The organism is Clostridium sp. X (genome assembly GCF_055755365.1).
This window is the reverse complement of sequence record NZ_CM146912.1, coordinates 2,653,849-2,678,796: the sequence shown is the minus strand read 5'-3', so window position 1 is coordinate 2,678,796 and position 24,948 is coordinate 2,653,849. Positions and strand designations below refer to the sequence as shown.

The following is a 24,948-nucleotide window of genomic DNA, read 5'->3' as shown; positions in this document are numbered from 1 at the left end:
ACTTTTGAGAATACATTATTATAATATATTTATCTGTGCAATAAATTTTAAATAATAAGATATATTATTAATCATAATTTTAAAGATTAGTTAAAGCTAAAAATGTAAGTGGAATTTATATTTTTAATTGTAATAAACTTATAAGATAGTAATGTGTAATTGTGTTTTTTGTTGTACAATATATAGTATAGTTTATCTAAGAATTACCTAATATTTATATTGATATTTTGAAAGAAAAGTAAATATTAGATATTGAAAGTTCACCATAAGGAGATGTATTTATGCCTAAAGTAGCAGTTATATTTAATGGAGGAACTATCTCAATGAAGGTAGATCCAAGGATTCAAGCAGCAGTTCCAACCTTAAGTGGAGAGGAAATTATGTCTATGGTTACTGGAATTGAGAGACATGCAGAAATTGAGTGCATAACATTTTCAAATTTACCGGGACCCCATGTTACTCCTGAAAAAATGATGGAGCTCTCAAAGTTCGTTCAGAAGATTCTTTTAAGAAATGATATAGATGGGATTGTAATTACCCATGGAACAGATACTCTTGAAGAAACTGCATATTTTTTAGATTTAAATATAAGAAGTGAGAAACCTATAATAATTACTGGTTCTATGAGAAATAGTTCAGAGCTTGGATATGATGGTCCAGCAAATTTATCTGCAGCTATATGTACAGCCATTTCTGAAAATGCAAAAAGAAGAGGGGTAATGGTATGTTTAAATGATGAACTTAATTGTGCAAGTGAAGTGACAAAATCACATTCAATGAAGCTTAACACATTTCAAAGTCCAGAGTTTGGTCCTGTTGGAATTATAGATAATAATGAAGTAATATTCTATAGAAATATTTTAAATAAGACTTATATTAGTACAGATATAATCGAAATGAAAGTAGAACTTATAAAATGTGGTGTAGGTATGGATTCGAAAATATTTGATTTTTTTATAGAAAACGATGTAAAAGGCATAGTTATTGAAGCTTTAGGAAGAGGAAATGTACCTCCTGAAATGATAAGCGGAATAATAAAAGCTATATCAAAGGGCATAATAATTATAGTTGTATCAAGATGTTATAGTGGCAGAGTGCTTGATACTTACGGATATGAAGGTGGAGGTAAGGAATTAAGAAATGCGGGAGTAATTTTTGGTGGAGATTTGCCGGGGCAAAAAGCTAGAATAAAGTTAATGTTAGCATTAGGTAAAACTAAAAACATTTATGATATTAAGAAATTTTTTGAACATTAGTTTTTAAAATACGAACTATATTTAAACAAAAAAGAATAAATTTCGATACGAGTTGACATATAAAGCAAAATTTGATAATATTGCTATCGAAACTAAAGAATAAAATCAACCACGTAAATGTGGTTTGTTTTATATTGTACATAGGAGGGTGTAAAGTGGAGAATTTTTTTAAACTCAAGGAAAATGGAACAGATTTAAAGAAAGAGGTTATTGCCGGAATAACTACATTTTTAGCAATGGCATATATTATAGCTGTTAATCCTGATATTCTAAGTGCAGCAGGCATGAATAAGGGTGCAGTTTTAACTGCAACTTGTTTAACAGCAGGATTGACTACTATTTTAATGGGAGTATATGCTAATCTTCCTTTTGCATTAGCATCAGGAATGGGACTAAATGCCTTCTTCGCATATAGTGTAGTTATAGGGATGGGTGCTAGCTGGCAAGTTGCATTAGCAGCAGTATTTGTAGAAGGAATTATATTTATTATTTTATCACTAACTAATGTAAGAGAAGCTGTTGTAAATGCAATTCCCCATACGTTAAAACTTGCTGTGACAGCAGGTATAGGTTTATTTATTGCTTTTATAGGATTTACTGGAGCGGGCATAGTAGTTAAAAGTGATGCTACTATAGTAGCAATGGGACACTTTACTTCCCCAACAGTTATAATTGCACTTATTGGTATAGTGGTAATTGTTGTATTATCTAAGAAAAATGTGAAAGGTGCCTTACTTTGGGGGATACTTGCTAGTACTTTAATAGCATGGGCATATGCATTAAGAAATCCTGAATTAGCAGCTAAAACATATAGTATATACCTTCCAAATGGAATATTTAAATATGAATCTTTAGGAGAAATTGCAGGTGAATTAGATTTTTCTTATATGAAAGATCCAAGTAAAATAGGAATGTTTATATCTATAGTTTTAACCTTTTTATTCGTTGACTTCTTTGATACAGTTGGAACATTAGTAGGAGTTGCCTCTAAGGTAGGTATGATAGATGAAGAAGGAAGAGTCAAAAATGCAGGTAAAGCATTACTTGTAGATGCAATTGGAACAACAGGTGGAGCATTATTAGGAACATCAACAGTTACAACATTTGTTGAAAGTTCAGCTGGTGTTGCAGAAGGTGGAAGAACGGGTCTAACATCTGTAGTAACGGGGATTTTATTTCTTATAGCTATGTTTTTTTCTCCATTATTTATTGCAATACCTGCAGCAGCAACAGCACCTGCATTGATAGTAGTTGGATTTTTTATGATGGAAAGTATAGTAAAGATAGATTTCACGGACTTTACTGAGGGCGTGCCTGCTTTCTTAACTATAGCTTTAATGCCATTGACTTATAGCATTGGAGACGGACTAATCATGGGAGTAATATCTTATGCAGTATTAAATTTTATTAATAATTTACTAACTAAAGAAAAGAAGAAAGTTTCTATAGTAATTTATATACTAGCTATAATATTTATTTTTAAGTTAACGGGATTAATTGAGGCATTAGTAAATCTGATTTTTTAGTTAGAATCATATATTATTCTACAAAAGATAATCTGCACTAGTATGGTGCAGATTATCTTTTTATCCATACATTGTTCCGGTCTTTTTGTATGTAACATAGGTGTTTCTTTAAGAATAGACTAAATTATGATAGAAGGGAGGAAGTGCTAATGAAAGTAAATGATAGGTTAAATAATATAAGAGAGTATCACTTTAAGACTATAGATGATATTAAAGAAAAAGTAATTCTAGAGGGAAAAACAATAACTGATTTAGGGATTGGTGATCCGGATATAAAAGTAGATAATAGTATAGTAGAAGGGCTCATGTATGGATTAAAACAAGATCAATTTAATAAGTATCCTCCCTATGATGGTATAATTGAGTTGAAAAAAGGGATCATTAAATATTACAAGGATGTGTATTCTGTAAATTTGGATATTAATGAAGTTTTGATATTAATAGGGTCAAAAGAAGGTATCAGTAACCTAATACCTGCAACTTGTAATATAGGAAATTATGTTATTATACCTGAGTTAAGATATCCTGTATATGAAATGTGTTCATATTTATGGGGAAATAATGTATATAAATGTTCCCTAAAAGAAAAAAATAACTATCTACTAGATTTAGGGAACATTCCTCAAAATATAATTGATAGAAGTGGACTTATGATTTTAAATTATCCTAATAATCCTACAGGAGCTGTGGCAAATACAAAATTTTATAATGAAATTTTAAAATTTTGTACAAATAATGAAATTGTTTTATGTAATGATGGTGCATATAATGAAATTATTAAAGAAAAAGAAGAACCTATTAGTATACTTCAATGTGATAATGGCAAAAATGCTATAGAATTTGGAACCTTTTCTAAAGCATATAATATGTCGGGATTTAGAATTGGATATGCTGTAGGTAATAGAGAAGTATTAAAATCACTATTAAAGGTAAAAAGCAATCTAGATTCAAGTCAATTTAAAGCAATACAATATGCTGCAATAAGTGCTCTAAAACTTGATAGAAATTATATTAGAAATGTAAGAAGTATATATGATGAAAGAAGAGATGTTGCCCATAAAGTATTAGATAACAAAGGGATTAAATACTATAAAGAAGGACGTACTTTTTATGTATGGTGTGAAGTTCCTAAGGGATACACATCAGAAAAGTTCTGTAGAGAATTAATATTAACTCATGGTATAATTGTGACTCCCGGATATAGTTTCGGAGATTTAAGTAATAAATATTTTAGAATTTCACTTACACAAGATAAAGATGTTATTGAAGGTGCTTTAAATAAATTAAATGAATATAACCAATGTGTTTAAATAAAACAAAAAATGTGATATTATAGTAAATATGCAATTTGGCCATAAATAAAACTTGAAACTTAAATATTTATTTATGTATAATTAATATAACTTAAAATGTACTGCGGAAGGATGATAAAAATGACAATAAGCATGACAGGCTTTGGCAGAGCAGTAACTAGTGAAGAGAGTAGATATAATTTCACTATTGAAATTAAGAGTGTAAATCACAGATATCTAGACCTAAATATTAAGATGCCAAGGAACTTACTGTCGTTAGAGAATAAAATTAGAGAAACAGTTAAGGAAAAGATAAGCAGAGGAAAATTAGATGTGTTTATCACTCAAAATACTTATGAAAAAGACGATTTAGAAGTAAGTTTCAATAAAATACTAGGAGATAGTTATTTTAATGTTTTAAAAGAAATAGGAAATAGATATGAAATAAATGATGATATTTCAGTTTCTCTTATTGCAAAATTTCCAGATGTTGTGACACTTGAAAAGAAAGATGTAGAATTAGAAGAAGTTTGGAATAGTTTAAAAATACCTTTAAATGAGGCTATTGATGTCCTTATCAAGATGAGAACGGATGAAGGTACAAAATTAACGGAGGATATAATATTAAAGTGTAATATTATTGAAGAATTAGTTAATGGTATAAAGGAGAGGTCACCTCTGGTAGTTGAAGAATATAAAAATAAGTTAAATAATAGACTAAAAGAACTTATTGAAAATTCAACTATTGATGAAGGAAGAATGTATGCAGAAATCGCTATTTTTGCAGATAAGGCTTCTATAGATGAAGAAATCGTTAGACTTAATAGTCATATTATTCAACTAAAAGAAAATCTTAATAAGCAAGAGTCGGTAGGTAGAAAGCTAGACTTTATTGTACAAGAGATGAATAGAGAAGCAAATACAATTTCATCTAAGGCTAATGACTTAGAAATTGTAAATTTGGCAATAAATATAAAGAACTATATTGAAAAAATTAGAGAACAAGTACAAAATATAGAGTAAAATTAGGAGGATAATTATGAATATAAAGCTAATTAATATAGGATTTGGTAACATCGTATCTGCTAATAGACTTGTTGCTATTGTAAGTCCTGAATCAGCACCGATTAAAAGAATAATTCAAGAAGCAAGAGATAGAGGAATGCTAATTGATGCCACATACGGAAGAAGAACAAGAGCCGTGATAATAACTGATAGTGATCATGTTATATTATCAGCAGTTCAACCAGAAACTGTTGCACATAGACTATCAGCTAAAGGAGAAGTTAGCATTGATGAGGTTGATGAATAATGGAAGGAAATAAAAAGGAGAGTAAAGGACTTTTGTTAGTTATATCGGGACCTTCAGGTGCTGGAAAAGGTACTATTTGCAAAGAACTAGTAAAAAAAGATAATTTCTGGTTATCGGTATCAGCTACTACTAGAAATCCGCGTGAGGGTGAAGTAGAGGGGAAAAATTATTTTTTTTTAACTAAAGAAGAGTTTAAAGAAAGAATTGATCAAAAAGATTTTCTTGAATATGCAGAGGTATATTGCAATTACTATGGTACTCCTAAATCTAAGGTAATAGAAAAACTAGAACAAGGTATCGATGTGATTCTAGAAATAGATATTCAAGGTGCTCTTAGGGTTAAAGAAACGTATCCAGAAGGAATATTCATATTTATACTTCCTCCATCTATGGAAGAATTAAAGAATAGAATTATTAAAAGAGGTAGTGAAACACCAGAATCTTTAATGACTAGATTTAAATCTGCTTATAAAGAAATTAATTATGTATCAAAATATAATTATGCAGTTGTAAATGATGAACTAGATCATGCAGTTGATAAAATAAGAAGCATAGTTATTTCAGAAAAATGTAGTGTAGAAAGAATTAAACAAAATATTTTTTCAAAGGAGGGTTTGATTCATGAACAATTATATGATTAATCCATCTATTGTGGATTTATTAACTAAGGTAGAAAATAGGTATTCTCTTGTTATTGTAACATCTAAGAGAGCAAGACAATTAATAGATGGGGATGAGGCTAGGGTAAGAGTAAAAGATGCCTTTAAACCACTTACTGTTGCTATTAATGAAGTAAATGAAGAAATGGTTTCATATGAGTCGACATTGAAAGGAATAAAGTAGTATGCTAGAGAGAAAAACTGTAGTTGTAGGAGTTACTGGCGGAGTTGCAGCATATAAAGCTTTAGACATAGTTAGTAAATTAAAAAAATCTGACATAGATGTTCATGTAATTATGACTGATCATGCTACTAAATTTGTAAATCCCTTATCTTTTCAGTCATTAAGCCAAAATATGGTTGTTACAGATATGTTTGCCGAACCTAGAGCTTGGGAAATACAGCATATATCTTTAGCGAAAAAAGCTGATTTAATGCTTATAGTTCCTGCAACAGTAAACCTTTTAGGAAAGGTAGCAAATGGAATTGCAGATGATATGCTTTCAACTACTATTATGGCAACTAAAGCGTCAGTAGTATTTGCGCCAGCAGCTAATACGAATATGTTCTTAAATCCCATTGTTCAAAATAATATAGAAAAATTAAAGAATTATGGATATAAGTTTATAGAGCCAGAAGCAGGAAGACTTGCTTGTGGTGATACAGGAGCAGGTAAACTAGCTGATACACAATTAATCTCTGATATTGTTACGAGTATGTTATATGATATTAAGGATTTAGCAGGAAAGAGAGTTTTGGTAACAGCAGGACCTACTATTGCACCTATAGATCCAGTAAGATACATAACAAATAATTCTAGTGGGAAAATGGGTTATGCAATAGCAGAAGAGGCAAGAGATAGAGGGGCAGAAGTAGTTTTAGTATCTGGACCTTGCAATCTTGGAATCCCTTTTGGTATGGATGTAATCAATGTAAAATATAATTATGAGATGTTAAAAGCAGTTGAGGAACATTTAGAGCATTCAGATATCGTAATTAAATCGGCGGCTGTAGCAGATTATAAACCTAAGAATTATTCAGATAAAAAAATTAAAAAGACTAGTGATGTTTTAACTTTAGAATTTGAAAAAGATGTAGATATACTTAAGAAAATTGGTAGTCTAAAAAAGGAACAAATATTAGTAGGTTTTGCAGCTGAAAGCAATGATTTAATAGAAAATGCAAAGAGTAAGCTTGAAAGAAAAAATCTAGATTATATCGTTGCAAATGATATAACATGTTCTGATACTGGATTCTCTTGTAATGATAATAAGGTTAATGTTTTATGTAAGGATGGTAGAAATATTTCCATTCCTAAAATGAGCAAGAAAATGATAGCACGTGAATTATTTAATATAATCAATGAAAAGCGCTAATGCGCTTTTTTTGCAATTATAAAATATAAGTTTATTTATGAAGGGTGAAACGATTGTACCGATATGCGGGAGTTGTAGTAAATAATGAATCAGTTCAAGTTGATAAAATATTCACATATAAAATACCAGATAAAATAATAGGTGAGTTGAAGATTGGTCATCGAATTAAGGTCCCTTTTGGGCTAGGAAATAAAAGTATAGACGGATTTGTGCTAGAACTATATGATAAGTGTAATATAGGTAGATTAAAGTCTGTAGTAGAAATTTGTGATGATTTTACTATGTTTACAGAGCAAGATGTAGAGTTAATAAGAGAAATGAAGCAAAGGTACTTATGTACTTATTTAGAATGCATTAAAGTTATGATTCCTACAGGAATAACTAAGGGAGTTAAAAATAAAGTTAAGGAAGTAATTTCTTTAGGAATTAAATTGACTGATAAATTTTTAAAAGAACCATATACAAGTATTTATAAGATTGTAGAGGAAAATGATGGTATATTCTCAAGGGCAGAGTTAAGCAAGGAATATAATATATCAACTTCTTCTATTAATACATTAATGAAACACGGCTTTTTAACTAAACATTCTACTATAGTACATAGAGTTAATACAAGAAAGTATCTAAATTATGAAAAAAGAGAATTAAATTATGAACAAAAACAAGTGGTAGATTGTATTTTAAACTCACTAGATAAGGAGTTTATAATACACGGTATTACGGGTAGTGGAAAAACAGAAATCTATATGAATCTAGTAAGTCATATGATGAGTATAGATAAAGAGAGTATAGTACTAGTTCCAGAAATAGCATTAACTCCACAGATGGTGGAAAGATTTAAAGGTAGGTTTGGTAGAGATGTAGCAGTTTTTCATAGTAGATTATCTGATGGTGAAAGATATGATGAGTGGCTTAGAGTAAAGAATCAAGAAGTTAAAGTTGCAATAGGAGCACGTTCAGCAATATTCCTGCCATTTAGTAATCTAGGTATAATAATTATAGATGAGGAGCATGAGAATAGCTATAAATCTGACAGCGATCCCAAGTATAATGCTATAGAAATTGGAGAATTAAAATCTAAAATTAATAATTGTAAATTAGTATTAGGATCTGCAACACCATCTCTTGAGACCTACTATAGAGCCACAAAAGGCGAAGTGAAATTACTTACATTAAAGAATAGAGCAGATGGAGCAAGTTTACCAGAAGTAAATATTGTGGATATGAGGCAAGAGCTAATTAAAAATAATAAATCTATGTTTAGTGAAGAATTACAATATCAAATACAGAGAGCTTTAGAATCAAAAGAACAAATAATTCTATTTCTAAATAGGCGAGGATTTTCTACTTTTATTTCTTGTAGAAAATGTGGATATGTATTCAAGTGTGATAACTGTGATGTATCATTAACTTATCATAGTAATGGGAATTATCTTGGATGTCACTACTGTGGAAGAAGTTATCCGGTTAAAAACATATGTCCAAAGTGTGGAAGCAAATATGTTAAATATTTTGGAGTAGGAACAGAAAAAATACAAGATGAGATTAATAATAAATTTCCTCAGGCTAGAGTACTAAGAATGGACTTTGATACAACTAGAAAAAAAGATTCCTATGAAGACATCTATAATAAATTTAAAAATGGAGAAGCTGATATATTAGTTGGTACTCAAATGGTTACTAAAGGACTTGACTTTAAAAATGTAACGGTAGTTGGGGTGATTGCGGCTGATTTATCGCTAAATTTGCCAGACTTTAGGGCGGGAGAAAAAACATTTCAACTTATAACTCAAGTTTCTGGAAGAGCAGGAAGAGGAAAAAAGAAAGGAACAGTTATTGTTCAAACATATACTCCGGATAATTATAGTATAAGGTATTCTGCTGAGAACGACTATATAAATTTCTATAAAGAAGAGATGAAGATAAGATATGATATGAACTATCCACCATTTGCAAATATTATTGCAATTAATCTAAGTAGTAAAGATGAGGCTTTGTTAATAAAAAACATACAAAAACTTGGTATATTGTTAAATAGTAAGCTCAAAAATAATGATATGATAACTATATTAGGCCCGTGCCCTTGTATATTATCGAAAGTAAAAGAGTTTTTTAGATGGCAAATATTGATCAAAGGTAAATTTAATATAAATATGGCAGAAGAAATTAAAAATATTGTTTATGATACTTTAAAAGGCGTTTATAATGATATAAGAATAAATTTAGATATTAATCCAAATAGCCTATTGTAAAACATAAATAATTAAGAATATATAGAACTTAGGAGGAATAGCAATGGCATTAAGAACTATTAGAAATGAAGGAGACGAGATTCTAAGAAAAAAGTCAAAAGAAGTTGAAGTGATAAATGAAAGGATTCTAACTTTAATAGAAGATATGATAGATACTATGTATGCTGCAGATGGGGTTGGACTAGCAGCACCACAAATAGGAATTCTAAAGAGAGTAGTAGTTATAGACGTGGGAGATGGACCGATAATACTTATTAATCCAGAAATAATAAAGGAAGAAGGAAGTCAAATAGATTTGGAGGGATGCTTAAGTATTCCTAATTACAATGGAAAGGTTGAGAGACCATTTAAAGTTACAGTAAAAGCATTGAATGAACATGGAGAAGAATTTCTAATAGAAGGTGAAGAACTTCTTGCTAGAGCCTTTTGTCATGAGATAGATCATTTAGATGGAATATTATTTAGAGATAGAGTAATTGAAGAAAGTGAGGAATAAAATTTGAAAATAGTATTTATGGGAACACCAGAATTTGCTGTTCCGTCATTACAGACTCTTATAGATAGATTTGATGTAGTAGCAGTTTTTACTCAACCAGATAGAGCAAAAGGAAGAGGAAAGAAGGTAGCTATATCACCTGTAAAAGAAGTTGCGTTAAAGTATAATATAGATGTATATCAGCCAGAAAAATTAAAAAAAGAACCAGAATTTATAGAAGTGTTAAAGAATTTAAATCCTGATTTTATTATAGTAGTAGCGTACGGTCAAATTCTGCCTAAAGAAGTTATTAACATACCTAAATATGCATGTATAAATCTGCATGCATCATTGCTACCTAAATATAGAGGAGCTGCACCTATAAATTGGGCTATAATTAACGGAGAAGAAATTACTGGTAACACTACTATGCTAATGGATGTAGGTCTTGATACAGGTGATATGTTGCTAAAGCAAGAAGTAAAGATTACTAAGAATATGACAGCCGGAGAGTTACATGATGCACTGATGGAACAAGGTGCTAATCTTTTGGTGGAGACTATAACCGGAGTAGCTGATGATATAATAAAACCTGAAAAACAAGATGATTCTAAATCATGTTATGCATCGATGCTTAATAAAGATATGGCTCAGATAGATTGGAAGTTATCTTCTATAGAAATCTATAATCTCATTAGAGGTTTAAATCCTTGGCCTGTAGCATACACAAACTACAATAATTTAACTATGAAGATATATAAAGCACATTATTTAATAGAAGATATTGATAAGGAACCAGGTACTATATTAAATGCTGATGAAACTGGAATGCTTATAGCATGTGGATCAGGAAAATTATTAGTTGAAGATGTTCAATTTCCGGGTAAAAAAGTTTTAAAGGTGGCAGAATATATAAGAGGTAATATTATTGAAAAAGATATTATTTTAAAATAAATAACTTAGCACTAGAGGGGTGATGTAGATGTTCTTATATAATGATTGGACATTTATTATTATAATTCCAGCACTTTTAATAGCTGGTTGGGCTCAAATGAAGGTGAACTCTACTTTTAACAAGTTTTCTAAAGTCTCAAGTATTAATAGATATACAGGAGCTCAGGTTGCTAGAATGTTACTAGATTCAGAAGGATTATATGATATACCAGTAGAACAAGTTGGTGGAAAATTAACAGATCACTATAATCCTAAAGATAGAATTATGAGATTATCGAGAGAAGTTTATTTAGGCAATTCAGTGGCAGCTATAGGAATAGCTGCACATGAAACAGGGCATGCAATACAGCATCAAAAGAGTTATATTCCACTACAGATAAGAAGCTCTATAGTTCCATTAGTTAACTTTAGTTCTAATGTATCATGGATATTATTTATATTCGGATTAATGTTTAGATCTGGTTACTTAATTAATATTGGAATTATTCTTTTTATTGCAGTTGTGTTTTTTCAAATGGTTACATTACCTGTAGAGTTTAATGCATCGAGAAGAGCTCTTGAAATTTTAGAGAACAAAAACATATTATATGGAGAAGAATTAAAAGGTGCTAAAGCTGTTTTATCTGCAGCAGCTATGACTTATGTAGCAGCAGCTATAACGGCAGTATTACAACTTATAAGATTAGTTTTACTTAGTAGAGATAGATAATAATATTAGAATTGGAGAAGTTTAATGGAGAACAGCAGAAAAATAGCTATAGATATAATTGATTCAGTTTTTACTAAGAATGCTTATTCAAATATTCTTCTTAGAAATGAATTAAATAAATCTAATTGTGAAGAAAAAGATAAAGGTTTAATTACAGAGATTGTATACGGAACTATTAAGTATAAATATACTATTGACATTATATTAAACAGTTTTTTGAAAAATGGTATAAAAAAGTTAGATACCTATGTACTGAATATATTAAGAGTAGCCATTTATCAGATAAGATTCTTAGATAAGATTCCAAGTTTTGCTGCTGTAAATGAAGCAGTGGAATTGACAAAAAAGAAACATTCTATAGGTGCTTCAAAGTTAGTTAATGGAGTGTTAAGAAATTATTTAAGAAATTCTAATAAGACTTTTTATAATGATAAGAATAAAATTGAAGAATTATGTTTCAACTACTCTTTTGATAAATGGCTAGTTGAATTGTTTGTGAAACAATACGGAATTGAAAGAGCAGAGAATGTTTTAAATGGACTTAACGAGAGGCCAACAACTACTGTTAGAGTAAATTCGCTTAAGATTACTTATGATGAGGCTTTAAATAAGCTTAATGAATATGGTTATGATGTTGAGGAAGGCTATGTGTGTCCAGAAGCAATTATAATTAATAAAGGAAAAAGCATTGAAGAAAATCCCTTATTTAAAGAAGGGAAAATTACAGTTCAAGATGAGAGCGCTATGTTGGTTGCTCCTTCAACGGATGCAAAAGAAGGATTTAAAATATTAGATTTATGTAGCGCGCCAGGAGGAAAAACCACACATATTGCAGAACTTATCAATGATAAAGGGAATGTAATAGCTTTTGACATACACAAAAACAAACTATCTCTTGTAGAAGAAAATTTCAATAGACTTGGAATTAAAAGTATTAGTGTTGCTGAAATGGATGCAACAGTTTTTAATGAAGGATTGCAGGATAGCAGTGAAGTAGTATTAATTGATGTACCTTGCTCAGGTCTTGGAATCATCAGGAAAAAGCCAGAGATTAAATATAGTAAAGATTTAAAGGGAATTAAGGATATAGTAAAAATCCAAAAAAAAATAATGAGCAATGCAGCTAAATATGTCAAGGTAGGAGGAACACTACTTTATTCCACTTGTACAATAAATAAAGAAGAAAATGAAAATAATATACAATGGTTTATAAAAGAACATCCAGAATATACTATAGAACCTTTATTTTATGGTAATCTTCCTAACTTTATATATTATAAAGGGACAGTTACAATATTACCTAACAAATATATGGATGGATTTTTCATCACAAAATTAAAAAGACAGTGGTAGGTGAAATGATGCTGAATTTATTAGATTTTGACTTAGAAGACCTAAAGAGATGGACGGGAGAAAATGGTGAAAGTAGCTTTAGGGCTAAACAAATTTTTGATTGGATATATAAGAAGTCAGTATTTGACTTCAATAATATGAGTAACCTGCCATTAAGTACTAAAGAGAAACTTAAAAATAGTTTCTATTTAGGAATACCAGAAGTAGTAACAGTTAATAAATCAAGTATCGATGGTACTGAGAAATTTCTTTTTAAATACGTGGATGGCAATGTTATTGAGACTGTAGTTATGAAATACAAACATGGAAACTCTATATGTGTATCAACACAAGTTGGTTGCAAAATGGGATGTTCCTTTTGTGCATCAACAATAGGTGGAATGATAAGGAATTTAACATCTGGAGAAATAATTGGTCAGGTATTAGCAGCTCAAAAAGAAGTTCAAGAGAGAATATCAAATGTTGTACTTATGGGGAGTGGGGAGCCATTAGATAATTTTGATAATGTAATGAAATTTATAAGAATAATAAATTCCGATGTGTCCCTAAATATTGGGCAAAGGCATATTACACTTTCAACTTGTGGGATAGTTCCTAAAATTAAAGAATTAGCTAGCATGAATTTACAAATAACTCTAGCGATTTCACTTCATGCGCCTAATGATAATCTTAGAAAATCAATGATGCCGATAACAAATAAATATAGTTTACAACAATTGATAGATGCGTGTAAATATTATTATAGAGAGACTAATAGAAGAATAACCTTTGAGTATGCTCTTGTAAGTGAAGTAAATGATATGCCTAATCAAGCATATGAACTATGCAATGTTTTAAAAGGGTTACCTTGTCATGTTAATTTAATACCTATAAATGAGATAAGAGAAAATGATTTTAAGAAGGCAAAATTAGAAAATATAAAAGTTTTTAAAGAAATCTTAATGAAAAATGGTATTGAAACCACAGTAAGAAGGGAAATGGGAGCAGATATCAATGCTGCATGTGGTCAGTTAAGAAGACAATATATAGATGATTAGATATATTTTACGTTGGTGTGATGGAGGAGGTTATTTATATGGGTGATAAAGAACCTTGTATAAAAAAAAGTTTAATAGGAGGATTATCCGATGTAGGAAATATACGAGATATAAATGAAGATTACATTGGATATTATGAAGATAGTAATTTAAAATTATATATAGTAGCTGATGGAATGGGAGGCCATAATGCAGGTGATGTGGCTAGTAGAACTGCTGTAGAGTCTTGTATTGAATATATAAAGAACTTAAAAAATATTTTTGATTACGAGATAGAGTTAAAAAAATCTATAGCTTATGCTAACGATATTATACATGATAAAGCAACAAAGAATGATAGTTTAAATGGAATGGGGACAACTATAACAGCTTGTTTAATGCATAATAATGAGGCATTAATAGCTAATGTTGGAGATAGTAGCTGTTATGTAATTATAGATAGTAAGATTAAAAAGATAACAAAGGACCATTCTCTCGTTCAAGAATTAGTTGATGATGGTAGCCTTACAGAAGAAGAAGCTTTAAGACACCCAAATAAAAATATTATTACTAGAGCATTAGGAACAAACAGTAGTGTTGAAGTAGATGTCTTTAAGATTAAACTAAGTTCTGTGAAGAAGTTTATACTTTGCACTGATGGATTAACTAACGAAGTTAGTAAAGAAGATATGTACAATATAATAAATAATAATACTAATGATATATCAAGTAAACTACTAGTTGAATTAGCTAAGAATAACGGTGGTAGAGACAATATTTCAGTAATTGTTTTTGAAGGAGAGTGCAAATATGATAGGGACTATTCTAGGTAATAGATATGAATTAATAGAAAAAATTGGTGAAGGTGGAATGGCGGAGGTATACAAGGCAAAATGTCGTCTGCTTAATAGATACGTTGCTGTTAAGATTTTAAAAAGTTACTATTGTGATGATATGGAATTTTTGAATAAATTTAAACAAGAGGCATCTTCAGCTGCTAGCCTATCACATAATAATATTGTTGCTATTTATGATATAGGGGCAGAAGATAATATTAATTATATAGTGATGGAATACATAGATGGAAAAACGCTAAAACAAATTATAAATGAACAAAAAGTTTTAGGGAATAATGAAGCTATAATATTAGCAATTCAGATTGCAAAAGCATTGGAATGTGCGCATAGTAATAATATTATTCATAGAGATGTAAAGCCTCATAATATTATGGTTACAAAAAATGGGATTGTAAAAGTAACAGATTTTGGAATTGCAAAAGCTACTTCATCAGTAACTATAACTAATTCGGATAGAATTATTGGTTCTGCCCATTACTTTTCACCTGAACAGGCGAAAGGAAGTGTTGTAGATAGTAAAACCGATATTTATTCTTTAGGAATAATTTTATATGAAATGGTTACAGGGAAATTACCTTATGATGCAGAAAGCCCAGTTTCGGTAGCATTGAAACATATTCAGGAACAAGTTAAACCGCCAAAAGAAATTAATGATAATATTCCAGAAAGCCTGAATAGCCTTATTTTAAAGTGTATTGAAAAAGAAGCTTATAAACGATATGAAGATGCACATAAGTTAATTGAAGATCTTCAGAAAATTAAACAAAATCCTATGGTTAATCTGGGTTTTGATAAGAATGAAAATGACTTTACAAGAATTATGAAACCAATAAATATCATAGAAGATAAGAATGTAGAAATAGATGAATCTGACGATATAGTAGAAAATAAAAAAAGCATTATTGGAAAAAATAAAAAAATGATTATAATAGCTTTAGCCGCATTTTCGGTTTTAATTGTGGGATTTGTTGCTGCTTATGTAGCTCTCAATAAAGAATTAGCTCCAACAAAACTAACAGGTACTGCTATAGTACCGAATATAATTGGATTAAACAAAGAGCAAGCAGAAGAACTTGTAAATGAACAAGGATTAAAGTTTGTTACAACTACTGAAAGTAGTGACAAACCAGCTGGAGTGGTCATTAATTGTTATCCATATCCTGGAACTGAGATTGATAGAAGTGAACAAGATGAGGTAAGAGCTATAATTAGTTCAGGACCAGAAGTGTCAGCAATTCCTAACTTGATCGAAATTGATTTTGAGGCAGCAAAAAAATATTTAAAAGTATATAATTTAAAATTAGGAAATGTATCATATGCGTTTAGTGATACTATTGACAAGGGAAGAGTATGTGATCAATCACCTAAACCAGATGCACCTATAAGTAATAATAGTACAGTGGATTTAGTTGTAAGCAAAGGTCCGGAAAAGAAACTAACAAAAGTTCCAAATTTAATTAATAAAAATTTAGATGAGGCAGAAGCTCTTTTAAAAGATGCAAAATTAAAGATAGGTATATTAACTAAAATTAGGACTGACGATGAAACATTAGATGGTATAGTTAAGGTTCAAAGTTTAGAACCAGGTAAGGAAGTTAATGAAAATTCAGAAATTAATATAAGTTATTATTTCTTTAGAAATGTTAATGTAGTTATTGTTCCGAATTTTGTAAATAAAACAGTGAAAGAAGCTAGAAAGATTGCTAATGAATACAAATTAGTAATAGAAGTTAATGGTAAAGAAGATTTTATAATTACATCACAAAATAAGCTTCCTGGTAAAGAAGTAGAGGAAGGAACTGTAATAAAGTTAAATAGTGAGCCAAATCCATAAATTATCAAGAGGAGGAAATATGGAAGGAACAATTATAAAAGGAATAGGGGGATTTTACTACGTCAAAGTTAAAGATGAGGTCATTGAATGTAAAGCAAGAGGAAAGTTTAGAAATAAAGGACTAACTCCTCTTGTCGGGGATAAAGTTATAATTACGAGAAAAACAAATGAGGCTGCTATTGAGGAAATATGCCCTCGGAAAAATGAACTTATAAGACCATCAGTATCAAATGTTTCTCAAGCTTTTGTAGTTTTTGCATTAAAAAATCCTGATGTAAACTTAGAATTGCTTAATAAGTTTTTACTTCAATGTGAATTTAAAAATATAAAAGCTGTTGTATGCTTTAATAAAATAGACTTAGTAGATAATTATAGCCAACATGAAGCTGTAAAGATGGTTATAGGGTCGGGATATGAATATATTTTTTTAAATGCTAAGAAGAATATTGGTTTAGAAACGATTGAAGAAAAGCTTCATGGGAATATTACAGTGCTTTGTGGACCATCTGGAGCAGGGAAATCTACTTTGTTAAATAGTATAATCGGTGAAGTGGTGATGGAAACTGGAGATATAAGCGCAAGGCTTAAAAGAGGTAAACATACAACAAGACATAGCGAACTTGTAGAAATTGCAGAAGGTTTCATAGTGGATACCCCAGGCTTTTCTACACTTGAAATAGGTCTTGAAAGTAAAGAAGAACTGAAAAGTTATTTTCCAGAGTTTTGGAGTTTTGAGGGAGAGTGCAAATATAACGGCTGTATGCACTTTAAAGAACCTGGATGTAAAGTTAAAGAGGCTCTAGATAAAGAGTTAATTAACAGAAATCGATACGAATTTTATATAAAAACACTAGAAGAATTAAACAGAGGAGGAAGAAATAAATGGTAATGCTATCACCATCAATACTTTCAGCAGATTTTAAAAAATTAGGAGAGGATATACAAAATCTTGACAGGTATGGTGCAGACTTAATTCATATTGATGTAATGGATGGGATGTTTGTTCCTAATATATCTTTTGGTATACCTATTATAAAAAGTATACGGAATATAACAAAGTTGCCTTTTGATGTGCATCTTATGATTGAAGAGCCATCAAGATTTATTGAGGATTTCGTAAAAGCTGGCTCAGATATTATTACAATACATTATGAAGCTGAAAAGCATTTAGATAGAACAATAAACTATATTAAAAGTTTTGGAGTAAAAGCTGGTATATCGCTCAACCCCGCAACGCCTGTTTCTGCTATAAAACATCTAATAAAAGAAGTAGATATGGTTTTGATAATGTCTGTTAATCCGGGATTTGGAGGACAAAAATACATAGATTACTGCTCGGAAAAGATAAAAGAAGTTAAGGAATTAGCAAATCAATTTAATCCGACTTTATTAATAGAAGTAGATGGAGGCATTGGTACAGATAACATTAGTGAAGTAGTTAAAAGTGGTGCTAATGTTATTGTTGCGGGTTCTGCAGTCTTTAATAATGGAGAATTAGAAAAAAATATAAGAAACTTAAAAGAAGGTTTCTAGTATGAAAGTTGTTATTATTTCTGGTGGAGTTCCACCAACTTATGATCTTTTGAGTAAAGAGTTGGAGGGAAGTACGTATTTAATATGTGCTGATAGTGGAGCGAATTGTGTATATAACTATAATATTTGCCCGGATTTTATAATAGGAGATTTAGATTCTATAGATCAGAAGACTTTAGACTATTTTAGTGAAAGGAAAGTCTCTATACTCAGATATTCACCTAACAAAGATTTTACTGATACAGAAATTGCAATTGATAAGGCAATAGAATTAGGAGCGAAGGAAATAGTGCTTTTAGGATGTACAGGAAATAGAATAGATCATACATTAGGGAATATGGGTATGCTTCTAAAATGCTTAAAATTAGGTATTTGGGCTATTATAAAGGATAATATTAATACTATATTAATGACGAGAAATAATATCTCTTTAAAAGGAAATAAGGGAGATACTTTTTCGATTTTACCATATAGTAGTGATGTTTATGATTTAACTATAACTGGAGCAAAATATAATTTAAAGAACCTAAATTTAGAAATTGGAAGTGCACTAACTGTATCTAATGAATTTTTGAATGAGAAAGTTGATATTACTTTTTCCGAAGGTATTTTATTAATAATTTTACCCGTAATTTTATGATATAAAAGTAAATAGATAATAAAAAACACACAAGTTGTGTGTTTTTTTATTGTAACAAAAAAAACAATAAACCATACAATAATATTATAATAACATATTGTAGTATAATAGCCATATTTTAAGGAGGTTATTATGAAAATTGTAGCTATTAAGGTACCGAAAATTATATCAAAAATTATAAGAATATTCAAAAAAAGTTAAAAATAAAAAATGCAATTGTATGTACAATTGCATTTTTTATTTTGTTATATAGCGCGTTGAACCTTGCCTGAACGAAGGCATCTTGTACAAACGCTTATAGTTTTTGGTGTTCCACTAACTATAGCTTTAACACTCTTTATATTTGGAGCCCATCTTCTTTTTGTTTGACGATGAGAGTGACTATATTGAACGCCAGCAATAACACCTTTGCCACATACTTCACAAATTCTTGCCATTAATAACACCTCCTAAAAATGAACATAATAAATCCATGCAATCCTTACAACGACTTATATTTTAGCATATAAGATATATTTTTGGCAAGGAAAATATAAAGCATATGGTAATAATAAGTATTTATATCATTTATTTTCTTGATTATATTATTTTTATATTATAAAATAAATATTATGTAGGAGTTTTAAGGAGGAATATATATGCTTGAAATTACCAATGAGTATGGTAGTGTAAATTATTCTGAAGAAGTGTTAGCTAATATAGTTGGCATTTCAACTATGGAATGTTATGGAATTGTAGGGATGGCATCAAGAAATGCTAAAGATGGCCTTTGGGAATTAATTAAAGGTGAAAGTTTAAATAAAGGAGTTAAAATTTATAATAAAAACAATAAAATTCATGTTGAGTTACATGTAATTATTCAATATGGTACTAAAATATCTGTAATAGCAAACAATGTAATACAAAAGGTAAAATATAGTGTATCGAATTATACAGAGTTAAAAGTAGCTAGTATAACAGTAAATGTTCAAGGGGTAAGAGTGTAAGGAGGTACTTGAATTGGAGCGTTTTAAAATAGATGGACATGATATGAAGAATATGCTAATTAATGCTGCAAACAGTCTTCAAGAAAATAAACAGTATGTAAACTCTCTCAATGTATTTCCTGTTCCGGATGGAGATACAGGAACTAATATGTCAATGACGTTTAAAAGCGCAGTTTCTGAAATAGAAAACATAAATGATAGAAGGATTTCAGAGGTTGCAAGACGTATTTCAAAAGGCGCTCTAATGGGAGCAAGAGGTAACTCAGGTGTTATTTTATCTCAAATTTTTAGAGGGATATCAAAAGGATTGGAAGGAAAGGATGATGCTGATGCAATTGCGTTAGCACAAAGTATACAAGAAGGTGCAAAATTTGCATATAAAGCTGTAATGAGGCCAACTGAAGGAACTATTCTAACAATAATAAAAGCAGCAGGAGATAGTGCCATAAACTCTAATGAGAGTGACATAGTTCAACTATTAGAAAAGGCATGTGAACATAGTGAAAAAGTTCTTAATAAAACACCAGATATGCTTCCAGCTCTAAAAGAAGCGAAAGTAGTTGATGCTGGTGGTATGGGATTATTAATTATATTAAAAGGAATGTATAATGCTTTAAAAGAAAATATAAAGCCTATGCTCAAAGAAGAAATACAAAAAGTCGAAACGAGTATATCAAATAATTCAGCACAAATTAATGTTAGCACCGAAGACATCGAGTTTGGGTATTGTACTGAATTTTTTATAAAAACAAGTGAAGTATTAAGTAAAGTTCAACATTTAAAAGAGACTTTATGTTTAGCTGGAGATTCAATGATAGTAGTTGGAGAAGAAGATATAATAAAGGTGCATATTCATACTAATGATCCGGGTATGGTTTTATCAGAAGCTATAAAATTAGGTGAGTTATCAAAGATAAAAATTGATAATATGAGAGAACAACATAGTGAAATTTTAGAATTGGAATATGCTTCAACAAAGGTAGAAAATGATATAAAAGAAATTTATATAGAGCAAACTGATAATGAAGAAAAGAAATACGCATTTATAACTGTTTCAATGGGAAATGGATTAAATAATATATTTGAAGACCTAGGAGTTGATGCTGTGATAGAAGGTGGTCAAACTATGAATCCTAGTACTCAAGATATATTAGAACAAATTCATAAAGTTAATGCAGAAAATATTTTTGTTTTACCAAATAATAAAAATATAATTATGGCTGCAGAACAAGCAGCAGGATTATCAGAAAAAAATGTAATAGTTATTCCTACTAAGACTATTCCACAAGGTATCACAGCTATAACAGCATTCAGTACGGATGATGCATTAGATATCAATATAGAACAAATGAAAGAATCAATATCGAATGTTAGTACCGGTTTTGTAACTTATGCTGTTAGAGACACTGAGATGGAAGGAAAGATTATAAAAGAAGGCAATATTCTTGGACTAGTTGAGAGTAAAATATTTGAAGTTGGAAAAGATATCTATGAGGTCTGCAATGGCATAATAGATAAGATGATGGAAAAAGAAAGTGAACTAATAACAATATTTTATGGAAAAGACTGTGATGCAGATAAGGTAGATGATTTTATAAGTCGTCTAGAAATTAAGTATCCAGATAGTGATATACAATATTATAGTGGTGACCAACCATTATACTACTTCATAGTATCTGTTGAATAAAAAAAGCCCTTGGGCTTTTTTTATTCTATATATTAGATAAAATTAAACTTCAGATAAAGTGGAGATGAGAAGATGAATATTAACGATGAGATAAGTACTTTAAAAGGGATAGGACCCAAAATAAAAGATACATTAAATAATTGTGGAATATATAATATTTTAGACTTAATACTTTATTTTCCAAGAGATTATGAACATATTTTGTATTGCAAAGTTACAAATGATTTGAGGGATAATAATAAAGTAACTGTTAAAGGAAAAGTGCTTCAGATAAAAAAAGATTTATATATTAGGAAAAATTTAATTATTTCTAGTATAGTATTTATTAATGATGATTTTACGTTTGAAGCTAAGTGGTTCAATCAACCTTATATAAAAAATAAGTTTAAGATTAATGAAGAATATGTACTTTTAGGTCTTTGTAAAGTTGAGGGAAATAAAATAAACTTAATTAATCCATCACTACAGAATAGCTGCAATGAACAAAATAATATAATTCCTAAATATAAATTGAAAAATAGACTCACTGATAACTTTTTTATTAAGATAATATCAGAAGTAATAGATAAGATTCAATTTGTTGAAAATTTATCAATCCATATTTTGGAAAAGTATAACTTATGTTCACTTAACTATGCAATTAAGAATATACATAAACCTGAAAATATACAAACCTTAGGGGAAGCTAAGAAAAGGTTAAAGTTTCAGGAGTTGTTTATATACTCTTTGAAACTTGAATTACTTAAGAAATATAAACATAGTAACGGAATTACCTTTAAGATAGCACCAGAATTAAAACAACTTAAAGAAAAGTTACCTTATACTTTGACAGAAGCTCAAAATAGAGTTATAAGAGAAATTCTAATAGATGAAAAAAAGCACACTCCTATGAATAGATTAGTACAAGGAGATGTAGGAAGTGGAAAAACTATTGTTGCATTAATAGCGTTATTTAATGTAGTGAGCAATGGATATCAAGGAACACTTTTGGCTCCCACTGAAATATTAGCTAAGCAGCATTATATAGAAGCGGTAAAATTATATAAAGAATTTAATATAAATATTGAAATTTTAACCGGTAGCATATCAGCTAAAAATAAAAAGAGAATTAAAGAAGACTTAAAAACAGGTAAAATTGATATACTAATAGGTACTCATGCCTTATTAGAGGAAGATGTAGAGTTTCAAAATTTAGGTATGATAGTTACTGATGAACAACATAGATTTGGAGTAAGGCAAAGAAATAGATTATGCAGTAAAAGCGATAATGTAGATGTATTAGTTATGTCAGCTACGCCAATACCTAGAACCTTAGCGTTAACTTTGTATGGGGATTTAGATATATCAACTATTGATAAGTTGCCACCAGGAAGAAAAAATATAGATACATTTTGTGCTAATAGAAATATGAGAAAAAAGGTATATGAGTTTGCTTTGAAAGAAATAGAAAAAGGATCGCAAGTGTATATTATTTCGCCATTAGTTGAAGAAAACGAAGATATGAATGTGGTTTCTGTTGAAGAACTATATCATGAATTGAAGGAGAATTATTTTTATAATGTAGAGATAGATATGTTGCATGGAAAAATGCATCCTAAATTAAAAGATGAAATTATGGAAAAGTTCAAAAACAATAAAACTAAGGTTTTGATTTCTACAACAGTAATTGAAGTCGGAGTCAATGTTCCCAATGCAACATTAATGATTATTGAAAATGCAGAAAGATTTGGATTAGCTCAATTACATCAATTACGAGGAAGAGTGGGAAGAGGAAGTAAGAAGTCACATTGTATTTTAATTAGTGAACTTGAAAATGAAGTAACTAAAAAACGAATGAATATTATGACAAGTAGTAATGATGGTTTTTTTATAGCGGAAGAAGATTTAAAACTAAGAGGGAGTGGAGAGATATTTGGAGTTAATCAACATGGAGAAGAGGAGTTGATTTTTACAAATATAGTTGAGGATTATGATCTGTTTAAAATAGCCAATGCTGAGGCAAAGCTAGTAGCTAAAAGTGATGATGAAAAAGATGTGTTAATAAAAAGTAAGGTTAGTGAGAAAATATACGAAACACTTAAATATATATGTTTTAATTAAAACAGTGAAATATAAAAAAATTTTGTGTAATAAATAAATATATGTTAAAATATGAGATAATAATGTTGCACAAATTTACAGAGGAGAATGAATATGAGAATAATTGCAGGTATTGCCAGAGGTAAAAAAATATTACCACCAGATGGTATGCAGACTAGACCAACTTTAGATAGAGTTAAGGAGAATATATTTAATATAATTCAAAACAGAATTAATGATTCAGTAGTAATTGATGTCTTTGCAGGAACTGGAAGTTTAGGCTTAGAGGCTGTAAGTAGAGGAGCAAAAGAATGCTATTTAGTAGATCAGCATCCTTCAACTTTTAAGTTGCAAAAACAAAATGTTCAGAATTTGAAATTTGAAGAAAATTGTATTTGTTTAAATATGGACTCATATTCAGCACTAAAAGATTTAGGGCTGAAAAATAAAGTATTTGATTTAATATTTATTGACCCACCTTATGCAAAAGAGATGATTCCGCCAGCTATAGATATTGTAAGTGAAAAAGGAATGTTAAAACAAGATGGATTAATTATTACTAAAATTGATTCTTCTGAAAGTATTTATGAAGGTAATGATAAAATTATATTAACTGAATCTAGAAAGTATGGAAATACAACGGTATGTTTTTACATGCATAAGGAGGACTAAATGAGAATAGCTATATATCCGGGAAGTTTTGATCCTATAACTAAAGGACATCAAGATATAATAGAAAGATCCTCTAAAATTTTTGATGAAGTAATAGTTGCAGTCCTAGTAAATCCCGATAAAAAAGGACTTTTTAATATTGATGAAAGAGTAGAGTTAATAAACAAAGCAACTAAGCAGTTTGATAATGTTAGATCGGATAGTTTTCATGGACTACTTGTAAACTATATGCAAGAAAAAAATGCTCAAGTTATAATAAAAGGACTTAGAGCCGTTTCGGATTTTGAATATGAGTTCCAAATGGCTCTTATGAATAAAAAATTAGATCCAACAATAGAGACTGTTTTTATGATGACTAGTGCAAAGTATTCTTATTTAAGCTCCTCATCTATTAAACAAGTAGCTATGTTTGGAGGATGTATAAATGATTTAGTACCAGAAGAAATAATGCAAGATGTAGTAAAAAAAATTACGAAGTAG

The 24,948-nt window shown here is 29.7% G+C and carries 25 protein-coding genes; 24 read left to right on the top strand and 1 reads right to left on the bottom strand.

Features of this window, described 5'->3' with window-relative positions; all coding sequences use genetic code 11:
• Positions 1–281: 281 nt before the first annotated feature.
• From ACX0KU_RS13520 to ACX0KU_RS13430, 19 genes are all read left to right on the top strand, one after another.
• The gene (locus ACX0KU_RS13520) at positions 282–1,256 is read left to right on the top strand and encodes an asparaginase (protein ID WP_472990504.1); all 975 of its coding nucleotides are present in this window, start codon (positions 282–284) and stop codon (positions 1,254–1,256) included.
• 155 nt (positions 1,257–1,411) lie between these two features.
• Positions 1,412–2,782: an NCS2 family permease gene (locus ACX0KU_RS13515; RefSeq protein WP_472990503.1), complete on the top strand. Its 1,371-nt coding sequence runs from the start codon at positions 1,412–1,414 to the stop codon at positions 2,780–2,782.
• Between the two features lie 149 nt (positions 2,783–2,931).
• On the top strand, positions 2,932–4,092 hold the full coding sequence (locus ACX0KU_RS13510) for an aminotransferase class I/II-fold pyridoxal phosphate-dependent enzyme (protein WP_472990502.1): 1,161 nt from the start codon (positions 2,932–2,934) through the stop codon (positions 4,090–4,092).
• A 123-nt stretch (positions 4,093–4,215) separates the two neighbouring features.
• On the top strand, positions 4,216–5,097 hold the full coding sequence (locus tag ACX0KU_RS13505) for a YicC/YloC family endoribonuclease (protein WP_472990501.1): 882 nt from the start codon (positions 4,216–4,218) through the stop codon (positions 5,095–5,097).
• 16 nt (positions 5,098–5,113) lie between these two features.
• On the top strand, positions 5,114–5,386 hold the full coding sequence (gene remA / locus ACX0KU_RS13500) for an extracellular matrix/biofilm regulator RemA (protein WP_472990500.1): 273 nt from the start codon (positions 5,114–5,116) through the stop codon (positions 5,384–5,386).
• Positions 5,386–6,027: a guanylate kinase gene (gmk, locus tag ACX0KU_RS13495; RefSeq protein ID WP_472990499.1), complete on the top strand. Its 642-nt coding sequence runs from the start codon at positions 5,386–5,388 to the stop codon at positions 6,025–6,027. Before remA ends, gmk begins: the two co-directional genes overlap by 1 nt.
• Positions 6,008–6,229, top strand: coding sequence for a DNA-directed RNA polymerase subunit omega (gene rpoZ, locus ACX0KU_RS13490; RefSeq protein ID WP_472990498.1), 222 nt, complete (start codon positions 6,008–6,010; stop codon positions 6,227–6,229). The genes gmk and rpoZ overlap by 20 nt, the downstream gene beginning before the upstream one ends.
• A 1-nt stretch (position 6,230) precedes the next feature.
• Positions 6,231–7,421, top strand: coding sequence for a bifunctional phosphopantothenoylcysteine decarboxylase/phosphopantothenate--cysteine ligase CoaBC (gene coaBC / locus ACX0KU_RS13485; protein WP_472990497.1), 1,191 nt, complete (start codon positions 6,231–6,233; stop codon positions 7,419–7,421).
• Positions 7,422–7,474: 53 nt separating this feature from the next.
• Positions 7,475–9,673 carry a primosomal protein N' gene (gene priA, locus ACX0KU_RS13480; RefSeq protein ID WP_472990496.1) on the top strand — a complete coding sequence of 733 codons (2,199 nt, stop codon included), beginning with the start codon at positions 7,475–7,477 and terminating at the stop codon, positions 9,671–9,673.
• 43 nt (positions 9,674–9,716) lie between these two features.
• On the top strand, positions 9,717–10,169 hold the full coding sequence (gene def, locus ACX0KU_RS13475) for a peptide deformylase (RefSeq protein WP_472990495.1): 453 nt from the start codon (positions 9,717–9,719) through the stop codon (positions 10,167–10,169).
• A gap of 3 nt (positions 10,170–10,172) precedes the next feature.
• On the top strand, positions 10,173–11,102 hold the full coding sequence (fmt, locus tag ACX0KU_RS13470) for a methionyl-tRNA formyltransferase (RefSeq protein WP_472990494.1): 930 nt from the start codon (positions 10,173–10,175) through the stop codon (positions 11,100–11,102).
• A gap of 28 nt (positions 11,103–11,130) precedes the next feature.
• A complete protein-coding gene (locus ACX0KU_RS13465) occupies positions 11,131–11,811 on the top strand; it encodes a zinc metallopeptidase (RefSeq protein WP_472990493.1) in 681 nt (226 codons plus the stop codon).
• Between the two features lie 24 nt (positions 11,812–11,835).
• The gene (gene rsmB / locus ACX0KU_RS13460; protein WP_472990492.1) at positions 11,836–13,164 is read left to right on the top strand and encodes a 16S rRNA (cytosine(967)-C(5))-methyltransferase RsmB; all 1,329 of its coding nucleotides are present in this window, start codon (positions 11,836–11,838) and stop codon (positions 13,162–13,164) included.
• Between the two features lie 8 nt (positions 13,165–13,172).
• A complete protein-coding gene (rlmN, locus tag ACX0KU_RS13455) occupies positions 13,173–14,201 on the top strand; it encodes a dual-specificity RNA methyltransferase RlmN (RefSeq protein WP_472990491.1) in 1,029 nt (342 codons plus the stop codon).
• 38 nt (positions 14,202–14,239) lie between these two features.
• Positions 14,240–15,013, top strand: a complete 774-nt coding sequence (locus tag ACX0KU_RS13450) for a Stp1/IreP family PP2C-type Ser/Thr phosphatase (RefSeq protein ID WP_472990490.1) — start codon at positions 14,240–14,242, stop codon at positions 15,011–15,013.
• Entirely contained in the window at positions 14,991–16,871 is a 1,881-nt protein-coding gene (pknB, locus tag ACX0KU_RS13445) for a Stk1 family PASTA domain-containing Ser/Thr kinase (protein ID WP_472990489.1), read from the top strand. The genes ACX0KU_RS13450 and pknB overlap by 23 nt, the downstream gene beginning before the upstream one ends.
• 19 nt (positions 16,872–16,890) lie before the next feature.
• On the top strand, positions 16,891–17,760 hold the full coding sequence (gene rsgA, locus ACX0KU_RS13440; RefSeq protein WP_472990488.1) for a ribosome small subunit-dependent GTPase A: 870 nt from the start codon (positions 16,891–16,893) through the stop codon (positions 17,758–17,760).
• Complete coding sequence (gene rpe, locus ACX0KU_RS13435; RefSeq protein ID WP_472990487.1) at positions 17,754–18,404, top strand: ribulose-phosphate 3-epimerase; 651 nt, start codon at positions 17,754–17,756, stop codon at positions 18,402–18,404. Before rsgA ends, rpe begins: the two co-directional genes overlap by 7 nt.
• 1 nt (position 18,405) lies before the next feature.
• The gene (locus ACX0KU_RS13430; protein WP_472990486.1) at positions 18,406–19,044 is read left to right on the top strand and encodes a thiamine diphosphokinase; all 639 of its coding nucleotides are present in this window, start codon (positions 18,406–18,408) and stop codon (positions 19,042–19,044) included.
• Positions 19,045–19,289: 245 nt separating this feature from the next.
• Here ACX0KU_RS13430 and rpmB read toward each other — a convergent pair whose 3' ends face one another.
• Positions 19,290–19,481, bottom strand: a complete 192-nt coding sequence (rpmB, locus tag ACX0KU_RS13425) for a 50S ribosomal protein L28 (RefSeq protein ID WP_472990485.1) — start codon at positions 19,479–19,481, stop codon at positions 19,290–19,292.
• Between the two features lie 201 nt (positions 19,482–19,682).
• On the opposite strand from rpmB, the gene ACX0KU_RS13420 reads away from it, so the two are divergent.
• From ACX0KU_RS13420 to coaD, 5 genes are all read left to right on the top strand, one after another.
• The gene (locus ACX0KU_RS13420; RefSeq protein ID WP_472990484.1) at positions 19,683–20,030 is read left to right on the top strand and encodes an Asp23/Gls24 family envelope stress response protein; all 348 of its coding nucleotides are present in this window, start codon (positions 19,683–19,685) and stop codon (positions 20,028–20,030) included.
• Between the two features lie 13 nt (positions 20,031–20,043).
• Positions 20,044–21,717 (top strand): DAK2 domain-containing protein, encoded by a 1,674-nt coding sequence (locus ACX0KU_RS13415; RefSeq protein WP_472990483.1) that lies wholly within the window; start codon positions 20,044–20,046, stop codon positions 21,715–21,717.
• 72 nt (positions 21,718–21,789) lie between these two features.
• On the top strand, positions 21,790–23,817 hold the full coding sequence (recG, locus tag ACX0KU_RS13410; RefSeq protein ID WP_472990482.1) for an ATP-dependent DNA helicase RecG: 2,028 nt from the start codon (positions 21,790–21,792) through the stop codon (positions 23,815–23,817).
• A 93-nt stretch (positions 23,818–23,910) separates the two neighbouring features.
• On the top strand, positions 23,911–24,468 hold the full coding sequence (gene rsmD, locus ACX0KU_RS13405; protein WP_472990481.1) for a 16S rRNA (guanine(966)-N(2))-methyltransferase RsmD: 558 nt from the start codon (positions 23,911–23,913) through the stop codon (positions 24,466–24,468).
• Complete coding sequence (gene coaD / locus ACX0KU_RS13400) at positions 24,469–24,948, top strand: pantetheine-phosphate adenylyltransferase (protein ID WP_472990480.1); 480 nt, start codon at positions 24,469–24,471, stop codon at positions 24,946–24,948.

What these genes read in the sequence shown, in the direction of transcription:
- remA (WP_472990500.1), top strand. Translation starts at nt 5,114, where the DNA reads ATGAATATAAAGCTAATTAATATAGGATTTGGTAACATCGTATCTGCT.
- rsmB (WP_472990492.1), top strand. Translation starts at nt 11,836, where the DNA reads ATGGAGAACAGCAGAAAAATAGCTATAGATATAATTGATTCAGTTTTT.
- rpoZ (WP_472990498.1), top strand. Translation starts at nt 6,008, where the DNA reads ATGAACAATTATATGATTAATCCATCTATTGTGGATTTATTAACTAAG.
- gmk (WP_472990499.1), top strand. Translation starts at nt 5,386, where the DNA reads ATGGAAGGAAATAAAAAGGAGAGTAAAGGACTTTTGTTAGTTATATCG.
- rpe (WP_472990487.1), top strand. Translation starts at nt 17,754, where the DNA reads ATGGTAATGCTATCACCATCAATACTTTCAGCAGATTTTAAAAAATTA.
- recG (WP_472990482.1), top strand. Translation starts at nt 21,790, where the DNA reads ATGAATATTAACGATGAGATAAGTACTTTAAAAGGGATAGGACCCAAA.
- ACX0KU_RS13505 (WP_472990501.1), top strand. Translation starts at nt 4,216, where the DNA reads ATGACAATAAGCATGACAGGCTTTGGCAGAGCAGTAACTAGTGAAGAG.
- rsgA (WP_472990488.1), top strand. Translation starts at nt 16,891, where the DNA reads ATGGAAGGAACAATTATAAAAGGAATAGGGGGATTTTACTACGTCAAA.
- ACX0KU_RS13465 (WP_472990493.1), top strand. Translation starts at nt 11,131, where the DNA reads ATGTTCTTATATAATGATTGGACATTTATTATTATAATTCCAGCACTT.
- ACX0KU_RS13420 (WP_472990484.1), top strand. Translation starts at nt 19,683, where the DNA reads ATGCTTGAAATTACCAATGAGTATGGTAGTGTAAATTATTCTGAAGAA.
- coaBC (WP_472990497.1), top strand. Translation starts at nt 6,231, where the DNA reads ATGCTAGAGAGAAAAACTGTAGTTGTAGGAGTTACTGGCGGAGTTGCA.
- rpmB (WP_472990485.1), bottom strand. Translation starts at nt 19,481, where the DNA reads ATGGCAAGAATTTGTGAAGTATGTGGCAAAGGTGTTATTGCTGGCGTT.
- ACX0KU_RS13450 (WP_472990490.1), top strand. Translation starts at nt 14,240, where the DNA reads ATGGGTGATAAAGAACCTTGTATAAAAAAAAGTTTAATAGGAGGATTA.
- ACX0KU_RS13520 (WP_472990504.1), top strand. Translation starts at nt 282, where the DNA reads ATGCCTAAAGTAGCAGTTATATTTAATGGAGGAACTATCTCAATGAAG.
- pknB (WP_472990489.1), top strand. Translation starts at nt 14,991, where the DNA reads ATGATAGGGACTATTCTAGGTAATAGATATGAATTAATAGAAAAAATT.
- coaD (WP_472990480.1), top strand. Translation starts at nt 24,469, where the DNA reads ATGAGAATAGCTATATATCCGGGAAGTTTTGATCCTATAACTAAAGGA.
- def (WP_472990495.1), top strand. Translation starts at nt 9,717, where the DNA reads ATGGCATTAAGAACTATTAGAAATGAAGGAGACGAGATTCTAAGAAAA.
- ACX0KU_RS13510 (WP_472990502.1), top strand. Translation starts at nt 2,932, where the DNA reads ATGAAAGTAAATGATAGGTTAAATAATATAAGAGAGTATCACTTTAAG.
- rlmN (WP_472990491.1), top strand. Translation starts at nt 13,173, where the DNA reads ATGCTGAATTTATTAGATTTTGACTTAGAAGACCTAAAGAGATGGACG.
- rsmD (WP_472990481.1), top strand. Translation starts at nt 23,911, where the DNA reads ATGAGAATAATTGCAGGTATTGCCAGAGGTAAAAAAATATTACCACCA.
- ACX0KU_RS13430 (WP_472990486.1), top strand. Translation starts at nt 18,406, where the DNA reads ATGAAAGTTGTTATTATTTCTGGTGGAGTTCCACCAACTTATGATCTT.